General features: G+C 40.6%; 12 protein-coding genes. All 12 read right to left on the bottom strand.

Annotated elements, in window-relative coordinates; translation table 11 throughout:
• The 12 genes from HY805_07140 to polX all read right to left on the bottom strand — a co-directional run bounded on the left by HY805_07140 (window position 1) and on the right by polX (window position 14,538).
• Window positions 1–1,620, bottom strand: a complete 1,620-nt coding sequence (locus tag HY805_07140) for a glycosyltransferase family 39 protein (GenBank protein MBI4823984.1) — start codon at window positions 1,618–1,620, stop codon at window positions 1–3.
• On the bottom strand, window positions 1,604–2,611 hold the full coding sequence (locus HY805_07135) for a glycosyltransferase (protein ID MBI4823983.1): 1,008 nt from the start codon (window positions 2,609–2,611) through the stop codon (window positions 1,604–1,606). Before HY805_07135 ends, HY805_07140 begins: the two co-directional genes overlap by 17 nt.
• A gap of 244 nt (window positions 2,612–2,855) precedes the next feature.
• Complete coding sequence (gene galE, locus HY805_07130; protein MBI4823982.1) at window positions 2,856–3,848, bottom strand: UDP-glucose 4-epimerase GalE; 993 nt, start codon at window positions 3,846–3,848, stop codon at window positions 2,856–2,858.
• Between the two features lie 14 nt (window positions 3,849–3,862).
• Complete coding sequence (locus tag HY805_07125) at window positions 3,863–5,044, bottom strand: glycosyltransferase family 1 protein (GenBank protein MBI4823981.1); 1,182 nt, start codon at window positions 5,042–5,044, stop codon at window positions 3,863–3,865.
• A 71-nt stretch (window positions 5,045–5,115) separates the two neighbouring features.
• Entirely contained in the window at window positions 5,116–6,570 is a 1,455-nt protein-coding gene (locus HY805_07120) for an oligosaccharide flippase family protein (protein ID MBI4823980.1), read from the bottom strand.
• Window positions 6,561–8,138, bottom strand: a complete 1,578-nt coding sequence (locus HY805_07115) for a B12-binding domain-containing radical SAM protein (GenBank protein ID MBI4823979.1) — start codon at window positions 8,136–8,138, stop codon at window positions 6,561–6,563. The genes HY805_07120 and HY805_07115 overlap by 10 nt, the downstream gene beginning before the upstream one ends.
• Before the next feature lie 16 nt (window positions 8,139–8,154).
• Window positions 8,155–9,384 (bottom strand): glycosyltransferase family 1 protein, encoded by a 1,230-nt coding sequence (locus HY805_07110; protein MBI4823978.1) that lies wholly within the window; start codon window positions 9,382–9,384, stop codon window positions 8,155–8,157.
• A 3-nt stretch (window positions 9,385–9,387) separates the two neighbouring features.
• Window positions 9,388–11,115: a radical SAM protein gene (locus HY805_07105; protein ID MBI4823977.1), complete on the bottom strand. Its 1,728-nt coding sequence runs from the start codon at window positions 11,113–11,115 to the stop codon at window positions 9,388–9,390.
• A complete protein-coding gene (locus HY805_07100) occupies window positions 11,105–11,611 on the bottom strand; it encodes a hypothetical protein (GenBank protein ID MBI4823976.1) in 507 nt (168 codons plus the stop codon). The genes HY805_07105 and HY805_07100 overlap by 11 nt, the downstream gene beginning before the upstream one ends.
• Before the next feature lie 307 nt (window positions 11,612–11,918).
• The gene (locus HY805_07095) at window positions 11,919–12,062 is read right to left on the bottom strand and encodes a hypothetical protein (GenBank protein ID MBI4823975.1); all 144 of its coding nucleotides are present in this window, start codon (window positions 12,060–12,062) and stop codon (window positions 11,919–11,921) included.
• Entirely contained in the window at window positions 12,055–12,390 is a 336-nt protein-coding gene (locus HY805_07090; GenBank protein ID MBI4823974.1) for a nucleotidyltransferase family protein, read from the bottom strand. The genes HY805_07095 and HY805_07090 overlap by 8 nt, the downstream gene beginning before the upstream one ends.
• A 408-nt stretch (window positions 12,391–12,798) precedes the next feature.
• Window positions 12,799–14,538 carry a DNA polymerase/3'-5' exonuclease PolX gene (gene polX, locus HY805_07085; protein ID MBI4823973.1) on the bottom strand — a complete coding sequence of 580 codons (1,740 nt, stop codon included), beginning with the start codon at window positions 14,536–14,538 and terminating at the stop codon, window positions 12,799–12,801.
• Window positions 14,539–14,949 lie beyond the last annotated feature (411 nt).

Below are 14,949 nucleotides of genomic sequence, written 5' to 3'. Positions count from 1 at the left end.
CTACCCTTTTCTTTTATAAATCCGATACGAGCCTATCTGCTTTATCAGGTCATACCTGTTATTCAGTAATTTCAGATTTTCAGGCGAAAGTCTGAGGATATTCACCTTTCTTTCTACAATCCAGCGCCAATCAGAAGAAATGCCGAATTCTCTGAACGAAGAAGCCTTATTTAGCCCGGCATAATAATTTATCTCACCCGGAAGTATTATTTTCCCCATCTTTTTGTTTTCATGAGCAATCTCTGAATTTACATATGCGATTGTCTCACCGATGCCTGTCTCTCCATATTGGTATTTCGTCTGATATTGGCCGATTGCCTGATTTAAAAAAAGAGATAAACTGGCGCTTATCGTAAGATAGATGAGCGAGGATGAAAAGGTATTAATAAACCCGCCTACCCTGCGGGACAATATCAGATAAACAATGCTAAAGATAGCGAGATTCACAAATACATATAAACCGATGTAAGAGACCATCCTGCCTGTAAGCTGGCTTCTATAAAAATAAAGGCTCTTATACAGAGGGTCTCCAAGAACGAAAAACATGAGTGCCCCTGCTATGGGGATGAGGAAGACATACCGTAGTGGAGGAAGCTTAATCTTATTTATCGCAAAAAGCCTTGAACTTAGAATCGCAACCAATGGAAACATCGGATAAAAATACTTGGACTCTGCAAAGGGATACGGATGCGCTATTAGATAAAAAATAAATATGAGAAAAATCGAAATAAGAAAAAATCGTTCCATTGGAAACTCTCTCCACCTGCGAAGGAGCTTATAGCCAAAATAAAGGAGAAACGCTATAAAAAACGGGCTAAACCAGAAAGTAAAGGCAGTAAGTTTGCTGACTATGGGAATAATTATCTTGCCTGACAGAAAAAGCGTAATGCCCTCTTTTGGCTTTTCGGAAAAAACAAAGGCAAAGGAGTTTATCCCCGGTATGAAAAGATAGCTATAAAGTAGATATGTCGGGATAAAAAAACCAAGTGCGGATGTCAGGATTATCGAAAGATTTCTGAATGCCCTTAAAAAAGGCTTACCTCCGCTACACTGGGACAGAAAAACAGCAAATATAAGGAGAAATGGAGTGGCAAAATACTTTGCCCACATCGAAAGCCCAAAAAGAAGTCCAGCTATAACATTGAACCTTATAGAGTCCTCTTCCTCGATATTCTTTATATAAAACCATACGGCAAGTAGACACATTGGGGTTAAGACAGTGCCCTCTATCTCCAAAAGGAGCGAGCCGTGCACAGCAATTGGCATTAAAACAAATATCCACATGCCAACCAATAAATACCATTGACGGCTTAAGGAGCCGCTCACAGGCATAGCATTTAGTATCCTGTATATGAGATACAGGTTCAGGATGGCAGATAGGATTCCGATAAGATACAATACCTGATAAGAATCCCCGAGCACACTCCTCGTTAGCTTTGCCAGAAGCACATAAGTCGGAGGATGCCAGAAATATTGAAGTGCACCTTCCCATGTGCTCGAATGAACAAGATGTATGACCTCCTCATGCATAGGCAGTTGATTCAAAAAAGGAATCACGAACAATATATAGCCTATAAACGGACTGAGTAAAAGGATATGCCTTTTAGTTATCGTAGACACTGATTAATTTTTCTATGTAAGTGTTTTCGCTAAAAGCAGAAGTCAAAAGCCCGACATCCCTGTCTTCTATAGGTTTATCCGAGACAGTGTCCTCAGAGACAGTGTCCTCATGACATCTCTTTAAAGCCCCTTTAACCGATTGGCAGTCTGAGGGCTCAATAAGATAAGCCCCGCCACAAAGCCCTGCCACTTCCTTCATCCCACCATGGCTTGAGGTTATAAGTCTGAGACCCATAAGCGCACCTTCCACAAGTGAAAGAGGTGCATTCTCATAGCATGTCGATGGCAGGACAAGGGCATCGCTCAAACAAAGCTCCTTTAGTGCCAGATGATGCTCAAGCTGTCCAGTGAGTACTACCCTATCATCTAGCCCATACTGCACTACCATTTTCAGAATGTCCTGTTTCAGATGACCATCTCCTATAATCTTAAATGTATAATCCATGTCAATCTTTCTTAGACACTCTATAAACTCCAAAAGTCCTTTTTCCGGGGATAGACGGCCCATGAAAACCATTTTTAGGGTTTTATCATTTCTATCTCTCGAGCGTTTTAATGAATCAATGGCATCCATGCCAATAAAGGAATTTCTTATGACAGACACAGGGATTAACCATGAATACCTCTCCCTTAAAAGCCCTTCCATAAACTCACTTGGTGATATGATGTGGTCTATCTCCCTGTCAAGGTCATTGACCGCATATGCATAGAGCCACTGAAGTTTTTTTGCGAGACTGAATGGAAAACCCCTCACATCCCATTTATAAAAAAGCACCTGAAATATATTTGGTGCACCATCAAGCCTCAAACACCTATTTGAGAAAATGCCGTAATGCACAAACAGGCTGAATGGACATAGGAGGTGGAAATCATGGGCAGTGAAGACAACCTTTATGGGTTTACCATTTTGTCTCCTATAAGACCTGATTGAACTTAGAACACTCGGCGAAAGACAGTTATAATAATTATGTATGTGTATTATATCAGGCATAAACTCAAGAAGAACGGTTGAGAGCCTCCGCCGGGTTTTAATAGAATAGATACGAGATAGAGAGCTACTTCTGCCATTAGATGAAATCACATGAGTAATCAGATTCCTTGCCTTTGCATGCCTCTGACTTCCAATAAAGGTCTTAACTATATATCTATCTCTTAATAGCCTTTCGGTCTGAAGAAAGACCTGCTCTGCACCGCCACCTTCCCTGAAATCGTTTATAAGAAGTAGCTTTTTGATGTTATATCTCCTGTCTGATTAGAGAAGATATCTTTAGCTCCCATCCCCATGCAGTCTCGATTATATATTCGAGGTCATCGAAGAGAGGGCACCAGTTTAGCTCCCTCTTTAGTCTCATACAGTCAGCCACTAAAGAAGGTGGGTCTCCGTGCCTTCTCTGGGATTCCTGAACCATGAAATCCCTGCCTGTTACTGCCCTTACAGTAGAGATGACCTCTTTTACAGAATAACCATAGCCATATCCACAGTTAAACACCCTGCTTTTGCCACCTTCTGAAAGATACGACAAAGATAAAATATGTGCTTGAGCAAGGTCTGAGACATGGATGTAGTCTCTTATGCATGTTCCATCAGGGGTAGGGTAGTCAGAGCCAAATATTAATAGCTTATCGTACTGCCCATTTGCTGTCTTCAGTGTCTTTGTAATAAGATGCGTGGGCTCTTTATATGCCTGACCAATTCTCAATTCGGGCTCTGCGCCTGCAACATTGAAATATCTGAGAGAAACATAATTGAACTCCGATGCCTGAGATAAATCCCTGAGCATCCCTTCTACTAAAACCTTTGACCTGCCATATGGACTTATAGGATTAACAATAGCACCTTCGCTTACGGGTATTGTTTCTGGTATGCCATAGACAGCCGCAGAAGAAGAGAAAACAAAATTCTTGATATTGTTTTCAACTACAACCTCTAAGAGATTAAGTGTATTTACAGCATTGTTCCTGTAATACTTTAGGGGTGCTTTGACAGATTCCTTGACATCTATGGATGCCGCAAAATGCATCACAACCTGAGGTCTAAATGCCTCAATTACAGCATCGAGGAGTGTCTTATCCTTCAGGTCGCCTTTAATCAGCTTTCCATACAAAACCGCCCATTCATGCCCTGTGGAAAGGTTATCGTAAACAACAATCTCATGCCCCATTTCACCAAGCACCTTTACAACATTGCTTCCTATATATCCCGCACCTCCTGTAACTAAAATCTTCATTCTAAAACTGGTCTTTATTTTATACCCCGACTGAATTTAGAGCTCACCTTCAAAAACGCTATCCTTATCCCCCTTAAAAAAGAGACAAAGAAAACACTGAGTCCATACTGAAAAAGATTCGTAAATGTCTCAAGGGCAGGCTTAAATCTAAGCTTTAAAAACTGATAAAACATCAGGATGGTCAGCCTCGTGATATGATTCTTTTTAAATACAGTGTCCTTATATATCGTCAAGTCCATTTGGACATAGCTCTGACTGTTCAGGACATTACATAGCTCTTTTAGTAGTTCGGGCATGAATACATCTACATCATAGAGCGTTACAGCCTTTCTATGTGCGTTGCCCGCCATCTGGTTGCGTATGTCTTCATTTTCGAGATAATACCCCACCTTTGCAAGCAGGTCTTCTTTGTCGTAAAAAACATCCATCTCTTTGCCTATCTCGAATGTAACAGGTAAAGAGGATGAATACTCGCTCAGACAAAAAGACCCTGCCATTGCTATCTCCATAGGCCTTCCCTTGTTTTGCCTCATAACAGCGGTCAGGGTGTTGTCCCTAAGAAACCATGCAGATGCCGTAGGAGTATTAAGCCTTGTAAAATTCAGATTTATCTTGCTTCGGGACAATATTAGAGATAGGTCGTCTTTCCTTATAAATCCATTCTCACTGCCTTCTCCAAAGACACTTATACCTATCCCGTTTTTCCTTAAATGGTTTATATATTCCAGCCTATTTGCCTTTGTGCAGTCTCCCACGAAACTCACATCTATATCCTTGAAACGATTGTTCAAGGATGGAAAGTCATTTTTTGAGTAGCTGGAGAAATAATAAAGCGAAGGGATGCCTAATTTCCGATAGGCAAATGTCGCATAATAATCGCAGGTTATAGCGGCATCGAACACCTGTGCATAGTATTTTGTCAGGACATCGAAAATCATCTCGTCATCTAAAACCCAAAGCACATTTTTGACACCCATCTCCCTTAAGCCACTGAAAAACTCTATGGAAAGCTCGTAGCTATCCCCATTGGGCGCAAAAAAGACAACCGAGATATTTTTATCCTTTATTATCTTTTTAATCATGGCTTCCGTATGTCTTATCCCATTTGCACTTATCGCATCCGAAAAATAAAATACATCTCCCCCTTTAAAATTCTTCGCTATCTCGCTGGAGTTGAAATCGGCAAAATCGTTCATTGTGGTCTTGTCCTTTTTATGAACATTCAGACATAAGATGCAAGCTGTCCTGAGGTCAATATCCACTTCAGTCAATTCGATACGATTACTTCTTTATTTTTAAAGTCCACGATGTTTGAAAGTCTCAGACTCATTAAGACAACTAAAACATACAGTGTCATGACAAGTGGTAGTTTTATAAAGATGCCTGCGGATATGGATAAATACAAAAGCCTCAAAAGACCTGCGGTAAGAACAAGCCCCAATGCGTAGCCAAGCAGTTTCTCAAGCAAACCCTTACCGAAGACCTCAATATTAAAGCTTCTCACTTTTATATAAAAATACATAAATATCAGGACCTCTATGGATGAGATTGAGATTGCGGCACCGATATGCTTAAAGTAATATATCAAGACACTTCCAATGGAAAGGTTTAAGACTGCGGCACATATGGAAGGCAGAAGCAGTTCCCTGTCTTTATGAAGAGAAAGCAGTATCTGTATTCCTAAGATAAAGTTCAATTGCATCGATATAAAATTCAGCGACAATACCCTGAGCGGAATCTCCGAGTACATTGCAATATCCCCAAACAATGCATAAAGCAGGTCAAATGCAAAAAACTGTGTAAATATAAAACCTGCAATGGCTATCGAAGAGATTGCAAGTATATTCTCCTTTGCCTTGGAGATGCCCTCCTCAAGATTATTCTTAAAGGCATATGCTATCTGGGGCTGATACACGGTTGACACCTTTCCCTGTATGTTTGAGTATGCAAAGACAAGCTGGTCTGCTATGGAATAATACCCGACATAGGTATTACCTGTAATCACTCCTAAAAGCACAACATGTGCCCTCGTATAAATAATCGCAAATACATTCATTAGGAAGCAGTCAAGCCCCTTTCTCAGCTTTTTCATTATCCCTTTTATGCTGAAAAACACAGGCACAATCCCAAACCTGACATAAAGGGCAAATATGGAAAACACTAAGGAGCTAATCCTCGGCACAGAAAATATAAGCGGAAGATATACATAGTCTGCCTTATCTCCAAGGAAAACGAACAAGGACATAAGGTAAAACACATTACCAACTAAATTTGCAATGACATAATCCTTAAGCTTCTCTATTCCCTGATATACAAAGGATATATCCAGAAAATTCATTAAAAGAAATAAGAATGAGTATGTATAGAGCTGTTTTTCACTGCTGAATCTATCAAACCAAAACAGAATAGATGCAATAAAAACCGACACGAGCAGGGCAAGGAGCTTGGAATAAAAGATTTGCGAGTACTCGTAATTGAGCCTCTTCAATGTCCTTGCATTAGCTATGTCCCTGACACCTGTCTGGACGAACCCATAACTGCCTATAACGGAGAGCAAGCCCATTACGGACTGAAAGAATATAAATGCGCCATAGTTTCCGATGCCGACCTTGAGTATTATATATGGGGTTGCCAGAAGCGGTATCAGAAACATCGAAAGCTGAACCACCACGAGATTGATGCCTGATTTGAGTTTTGAGTCCCTTTTAATATCTAATGACATGGGTTTGCCCCAATGTTCTTCCCAAACCATTTCTTCAATGTTTTATATACCCTTTCAGGTAGATAGCGTTTAAGAAGGTAATTTATGAGAAACATCCTGATTTTTATGTACCTATTAAAAACAACAGGCTCTACCATAAATCTAAAAAACCCTTTTTTATATCGCCACCTTTGGAGCCTTGCCATGATATAGTCAGGATAGCTGGTCCCATATGTGGAGTCTATGCCATAAACGAATTTTTTATATGCCCTATAAGATTTAAAATCCTTATAGAACGGGTAATTGGCAGATAAAGATATGTTATAGCACTTCTTTGTATATCCTCTTGAGAGCCATGTTACATCTTTAAACGAAGTGCTTGGAATCTCATAATTCCCCCATCCTTCTAAGGAAGATGGCGTTTTATAGTCATACTGATTTTTCAGTAAATCGTATATTCGGGTTCCTGGAAGTGGAACGAGCTTAAAAAGTCCAAGCACTATCAACGGGTTGTTATGAGATATTCGGTTTATGAGAGTAAAGGTGGCATTTAAATCTGCATCCGTCTCCGTAGGAAAGCAACACATAAAGCTTACCCTGTGCGGTATACCTGCGGTCTTAAGTCTCTGAACAGTCCTGAATATCTGCTCCACTTCAATGTCTTTCTGAATAACCTCATCCAGCAGTCTTTGAGAGCCTGACTCTGCTCCGAAGCTGAGATAATGACATCCCGACCTTTTCAGCACATCCACAAAATCACTGCCGAACCTGTTAAAGGCATTATCAAAGGTATTAAATCTGCAAAACGCAGTCCATCGTATCTTTAAACCCTTCCTGATAATGGACTGGAATATCTCGTAAGCCCTTTTAGCATCTATAAAAAATTCGTCTTCAAAGTCAAAACCAAAATTATTAACCTTATACTTGTCCTTTAGATACTCTATCTCCGCTACAACCCTATCTGCGCTCTTACGCCTGTATCTCCTTTTGTTAAATGCCGGGTTATAACAGAATCCACATCTGTAGGGACAGCCCCTCGATGTGTGCACAGGCATCACCCCTGCATTAAAGAAACCCTTACCTAAAAGCTCATATGGCAGGTCGAAATCAAGCTCATCCATATCTATAAGCTCTCTGGGCTGGTTGATTGTTACCCCTTTGGCTTTATCTTTATAGCCTATACCCTTTATTCCGGAGAGAGCCTGTCCGTTCATCAGGCATAAAGCAAGCTCTTCGATTGTTTTGTCTCCTTCTCCGATAACGACGATATCTATAAGCTCGTTCTCCAAAGACTCCCGAGGCAGTAATGATGGATGCACACCTCCGATAACAACTGGAATCCGCTCATTATATTTTTTTATCAACCTTGCGATGTGTAAGCCATTCGATATTATCTTTCCGGTAAGCATACTGATTCCGACAAAAAGGTAATCTTCAAATTTAAGTTTTCTTATATCATCTATCCCTGTATGGAATATCGACACATCTATACCTGCCCCGATTAATGACTTGGCTAAATAAAGAAGCCCCATGGGATATGTAAACCCTATCGTTTTATTCCCCGGGTATACGAGAAGAGCCTTGGGCATGTTTTTTCTAATCACATCATTCCCCTCTTTGGAAGAACCTCAGGGAGTGGTAAAGCTTCTTAAGCGGAGGAAAGAAATCAAAGAGAAAGATTCCAAGTGCCTTTTTGATATTCAACCTTCTGTTTCTAAAGATTATATATGCCTCTTGAAAAAGCAAACTCCATTTCCTAAGCCTTAGAAACTTCACTGCCATAGCAACTCTGAAGGTTGTATAGTGTCTAAGGAAATGATTGTCCACATATAGCTCTGATTGTCCTTTGGCTTTATTCCTCCTTATATCCTCTATCCTGCTAATAAGTTTCGGTATAGCAGTGCTTAATTCATAGTCCCTCAATGCCCTTTTATAACTATTTTCTGCTATCTCATTCCTTTCATCTTCATGTTCGAGATAGTATTTAATCTTATCTAACATATCTTCGTTGGAATGAAAAACTACTACCTCTTTATCTATTTCGAACACCTCCTCTATGCCAGATGCATACTCGCTAAGGACAAACCCTCCGCATAGGGCAACCTCTGCGGCTCTTCCTTTTATCTGCCTCAACCTGAGATTGATATTCGGCTCTTTCCTCAAGGCGTTTTTCAAGGATATTCTCGTAAAATTAAGGTTTATCCTTGTCCTGTTGAATATCTTAGTCATCTCTTCCATGCTTACCTGTCCATTCTTTGAGCCATTTCCAAAGACCTCCACAGGTATTGCATTTTGAGCTATATAGTCTATATATGTCTTCCGTGCAACCTTATTTGAAATATCTCCGACAAACGAGACATCTATGTCCTTTTCAATATCCAGCTTGAAATATCTGTTCTTATCGAAAGAGCTATAAAAGGATATTGCATCCAATCCATATTGCCTGAATCTATAACGGGATAGGCAGTCATAGACAACGATTAAATCCATACACTGTGCGTAATAAATGTCCCTTGCGTCGAAATAATGCTCCGTATCTCCAAGCATCATTACAGTAAAAACCTTTTCTCTCAGCCGATGGAAAAACTCTACACTGTAATGAAAGTCATACGGAGCAGACTGATATAGCAGCACCTCTATACCGTTCCTTGAGATGCTATCCCGTATGAACTGCTCGGATTTTCTTTTCCCAAAACCAAGATATAGCTTCTCATAATCGATAAATACTGCGCCTCTTTTGACGAATTCCCTTATATATCCTTTTCCGAGATCATTCAGGAAATCGTCTGCTTTCGTGGACAGCACTGCATACTTTTGGGCAATGAGGTCTTGCAAGAGCTATCCTTCCCTCAGAGGCACGACAGCAACCTCGTCTTCCCTTAAAAGCTGTGTAAGTTCTTTGTTTATTTCCCTTATCGGACGATTGACATTGCCAAAATTACGGACCTTTTTCATAAACAATTTGAACGCCTTTTCTTTACATATGTACATCAGCCTTCTGAGCCCGAAAAACCTTGCAATCATAAGATACTTCAATAAAAACCTTCGCACCCTTTTTGGAAAAAAGACATAGAGCAAGCCTACCCTATAGGCTCGAGTTTTTTTATGTCTGAGCACATTGAAATATCCGTTCTTTCTGATATACGAGGCAATCAGCTCCATCGAGATATAGTATTTCCAATAGGCAGTCTCTTCCTTTAAATAATCCGTGAAGTTCAAATACTGCCTTACCTCATTTGCATCTGCCTCCGAGAGTCCTTCTATGTATTTTTCCTCTTCATCGAGGGACCGTCCAATGAGCCCAAGCCTTTTTGCATACTCATATATCGGAGTGCCTGGCACAGTCTGAACATAGTTGACATAGACCTCAAAGGGTATGTTTATATCATCAGGGATAACTTCCGTAAGATTATCTATGGTCTCCTGTATCGTTTGCTCTGTTTCTCCGGGCATTCCGATTACCAAGCCTATGATGGTAAATATGCCATATTTATGGCATAGCATTATGGCATTTAGGTTTTCCTCCACAGTTGCCCTTTTGTCCATCACATCGAGCATTTTCTGGGACAATGACTCAATACCAAAGTTAATATGAACGCAGCCTGCTTGCTTCCACAGCCTTATCGTCTTCTCATTGACTGTTCTGACCCTGACAGCACCTGCACCCCAGTTAAGCCTGCTGTCCCTCAGATACTCAATAATGAGAGAGGTTGCCTTTGTATTTGTTCCAAAGTTTTCCTCCGAAAACAGGGCCATCCCCACATCGAGGTCCATCTTAAGAGCCTCGATATAATTAATGACGCTCACAGGGTCAATGAATCTATAGCCTTTAAAAAACCTGTGACAGAAAGAGCATTTATTTATACAGCCTTTGCTGGCAAAGACCATTGCCATGTTTTTGTGTTGGTTATGAGGATGAAGTAAGTCTAAAAAGCCCTCTATCCTGTTATTGATAAGTCTACTCCTAAAGTATTGACCGTCTATCTTGTGTATATAATTGTTTAAGCTAAAGAGACCTGACATCAGCTTATAGTTGAACTGTCTTAGTCCATTTTGCCTGCTATCGTTCGTCTCAGTGCCGGTAAAATAAGGCATACCGTCAAGTAAAAAGACAAGTCCCAATATATCCCTATAGTTTTTTGTCTCTGGCTTAAAATTATCCTTCTTAAGCCTGAGAATCAGATTGCTGAATGAGGGCTCTGACTCTCCTGTAATACAAAAATTAACCTTTGTCTTTAAGAGGACTATATTGGCTATCACAGCCATCTCTCCACCAAGAACCTGAATAACGGATGGAAAATTTTTGCCAATAAAATTAGAAAGCTCTTTAAGGTAGCGGTAAGCAGGCGTCAACACAGCACTAAAGCCGACAATATCGGGCTTGAAAGACTCTATCTTATTTTTAATCTCATCCAAAGACGGTCTTAGATAATCTAAATTTAAAAATGAGACCTCTACATTCAAGGAAGGCTCTATGCCCTCTATAACCCTCGATATTGCTATTGGAGGATAATCCGAAGGGATTCTGCCCGAAGGGATATTCATCAGGAGTAGCTTAGAATGCATTTATGCCCTCCAGAGCCTCCCGCTCAATCAGAACCCTTGCCTGATACTCTATGGTAGAAAGAAGTACCATTACCCGCTCTCTGTCTGGCATCTCCCTTTCAAAGATACCTTTAAGCCCTCTTAATGGGCCATCTGCAATCTTCACGAAGTCTCCTGGCTTAATCTCAGGCATAACTAAAACCATGCCATTAGCGTCTGTTCTGTCTTTAATCGTCTGAATAATCTCCTCTGCCACAGGCAATGGGGCATTACGACTGCCTACTATACTTTTTACTCCACGGCTGTACCTCACAAGCCGACTACTATATCTCAAGTCAAACCTTGCAAATATGTAGCAGGGAAAAAGTGGCTGAATGACCTCCTGATACCTCTGCCTGATAAACCTTACCCTTTTAAGTAGTGGATTAAAAACCTCTATGTTAGCCATCGAGAGGTTTCTCGATACCCGTGCCTCCTGCTTAGGCTTTGTATATACTGCATACCAGTTTAAAAACAAGCTACCGCCATTCAAGGTAATACCCTGTTACCATCAAATTAAGCATCCTTTTAGTAAAAAAGCTGTCCGTAAGATATACTACTTTAAGTTGTTTAACACAAAATATACATCCTGTCAATAGAAAAACAAGGAGTGTCCTGCCAAAATGATAATGTTCTACACTGAAATTTTCTAAAGGGGTAAGGGGGATTGAGAGGGTTTTTCAGAGAAGCCAATACAATATAAATTTATGTGCCTTTTGAGAAGGTTTAAAAAAGTTAGGGGATTAGTGAGATAGTACAACCGTCCCTATTTGGAAATACCTATTTCAACCGCATATGCGAACCACAGCATCTTGGGTTTTTGTGTCCTGCAAAAACTTCTCATAACTTATCCCCTCTGTGTAATTCCTCACTCTTTCCATTGCCTCCTTTATATCCAGAAGGAGCTCTTTATCTCCTCTCTTAGACATACGCTATGCTCCTTTGAATATCCTCAGCAACTTCCTTAATCCTTATTGTTCTGATGCTGTCAGGAGTTAGAATTTCCACCTTTCTGTTAAATAGTTTTTCAAGGTATGAAGACAGTTTCATGTATGCATCAAAAAGCCCTTTAAAATCTTTGCCAAACATTTCTTGGTCAAACTCCACCATTAGGTCAATATCGCTACCCCTTTTTTGCCCTTCCCGAGCATAAGAGCCAAACACACCTATTCTTTTTACGCCATACCTGCTTAAAATCTCCCTATTTTCTCTAAGCTTTTTGATTATATTTTCTTTTGTAAGTGTAGTCTCTTTCATAATTTAGCTCTCCTATCGGTCTTTTTATTTCCTTTAGCACCTTGCCCTTATCTTAACCACCCCCCTTTTCCCTGTCAAGGACAATAAAAGAGCAGTAGTGCAGGTGGACATGCTTTTGTGACATGTGTCTTAGACATGTGTTAGAGGACTTTTTTATCTTGGGTGTGTATATTTTCATGAGGAGGTCGACTTATGAATAAAAAAATCTCAAAAGAAAAAAGGCTGAGGTTCAAGGATTTTACGCAATACTCATGGACAAGGCAAGGCTCATCGAGGCTGATGAAAAAGGCGGCAATTTGAACAAAATGAAAAAGATTGAACGCTCTAACGATAAAAATGGAGATAATTCAAGCACTTAAGCCTATGCAACTTGAACCTATAAAAAAGGGAGATGGCAACGATTTTTTTTCAGGTAGAGTTTTGGTGAGAGGTTTTCTTTTTTTTCAAAAAACCTGTTATTTGGCTCAAAGAAAGGGTGTTTATGACATCTTTTTTCTCAAGCCACCCTCTTTTGGCAATGGACACACCATAGCTCATGTAATCGAAGTGGCTTAGGATATGGGTGTCTGTGCCTATGGCTATGGGAATTGAGAGGGCTTTTGCCTGTTTTACATAGGTATCGTTGAGGTCAAGTCTCAGGGGATATGCGTTTATCTCAAGGGCTGTGACTGTCTCCTTTGCAGTCTTAAGTAGGACAGGCATATCAACATCATAGGCATCCCTTTGCCCTATAAGTCTTCCTGTGGGATGGGCTATAACAGTCACATAGGGGTTTTCCATTGCAGATATGAGTCGGGATGTGAGTTTTTCCCTTGACTGCCTGAACCCGGAATGGATAGATGCAACCACTATATCGAGCCTCTTAAGAATCTCATCAGGGAAATCGAGGGTATTGTCGCTTCTTATGTCTACCTCGATGCCTTTAAGGAGCTTAATTCCCCTTAGTTTCTTATTCAAGCTATCTATTTCATTAATCTCATCTAAGAGCCTTTTTTCGCTTAACCCCCTTGCAACAGCAAGTCCTTTTGAATGGTCTGTGATTGCGATATACTCGTAGCCTTTGTCCTTTGCAGTCTTTGCAAGCTCCTCAAAGCTATGGCTTCCATCACTCCATTTGCTATGGACATGAAGGTCGCCTTTTATGTCTTTAATGCCTACAAGCTCTGGAAGCCTTCCTTCCATAGCCGCCTCTATCTCGCCTGTATCCTCTCTTAGCTCAGGTGGGATATAAGGAAGCCCTAAGACCCTGTAGATGTCCTCTTCTTTTTCGCCACCGATCCTATGCCCGTCTTTTTCCCTGAATACGCCATACTCATTAATCTTGAGCCCTGCCTTTTGAGCCATCTCCCTAAGCCTAATGTTATGTTCCTTACTGCCTGTGAAATAGGCGATTGCGGCTCCAAATGAGGTTTTCTCCACAACCCTTAGGTCAACCTGTATGCCTTCCTCCAATACAACGCTGGATTTCGTTTGCCCCTGAGAAAGGATGTCCCTTACATGAGGCAGATGGACAAATATGCTCATAACCTTTTTAGGCTCCTGAGAAGTGGCAAGGATATCTATATCCTTTACAGTGTCTTTCCACCGTCTTACGCTTCCTGCAACGCATAAATCCTCAACAGGTGCCTTTTCCCTGAGATGCCTAATTATGTCTTCTGTCAGAGGAAGAATTCTTCCGAGGGGGTATCTGTCCCTGCCCCTTTTGAGCATCTCTATGCCTCTAAGGATATTTTCCTCTGTCTTTTCCTTTATCCCTGAAAGACCGATGAGTTTATGTTGCCTTGCAAGACCCTCAAGCTCTGAGATGTCTTTTATCTTTAATTTCTCATATAGAAGCTTTGCTGTTTTTGGCCCAAGCCCTGGCACTGTAAGGAGAAGGGTAAGTCCTTCGGGAACTGTTTCCTTTAGCTCCTCATAGTCTTTTAGTATCCCTGTTTTAACTATCTCTGTTATTTTGCCTGCAAGGTCAGTGCCTATGCCCGGTATCTCGATAAGTTGCTCTTTAGTAAGCTCTGAAACATCCTTTGTAAGACCGTCTATATTTTGGCTGGCACGCCTGTATGCCCTGATTCTAAATGGGTTTTCTCCCTTTATCTCGAGGAGGTCTGCTATACTGTTAAATATCCGTGCCACATCCTGATTCTTCATTAGAAAGATTATATCCTCTGTAGGCTCGATTGACAAGGAAGTGTATAAGGGGTTGCCTCCTTTTTGCTTTGCTTTAGTTTATAGGGAGGGGGGGTATCCCCATAACCCATTGATTTTTAAGGATTTCAAGTTGATTTAAGTTGATATTTATCAACCTTACCCCTTTTTCAGAGCCTTCCTCCATATCAACCTCCAACTATCGTTATATAAGCTTAATCTATTAAAACTATAGTTAGTAGTATACGGCATGGTTTTTGATTTGTCAAGCCCCCTGTTCAACATTCACATGGGTTACATTTTAACCTATGGACATGGGTTACACTTTTCTTACTTTGGGTCTGACCTTCCCTTTTCTTAAATCAAGAACTCCAATAGGGTGGAAGCCAAAGCGTATCTCATGGCAAGCCTCAT

Source organism: Nitrospirota bacterium, from assembly GCA_016207905.1.
Classification (GTDB): Bacteria; Nitrospirota; Thermodesulfovibrionia; order Thermodesulfovibrionales; family JdFR-86; genus JACQZC01.
Note: the sequence above shows the minus strand (reverse complement) of the source record. Positions and strands in the feature narration are given on the sequence as shown.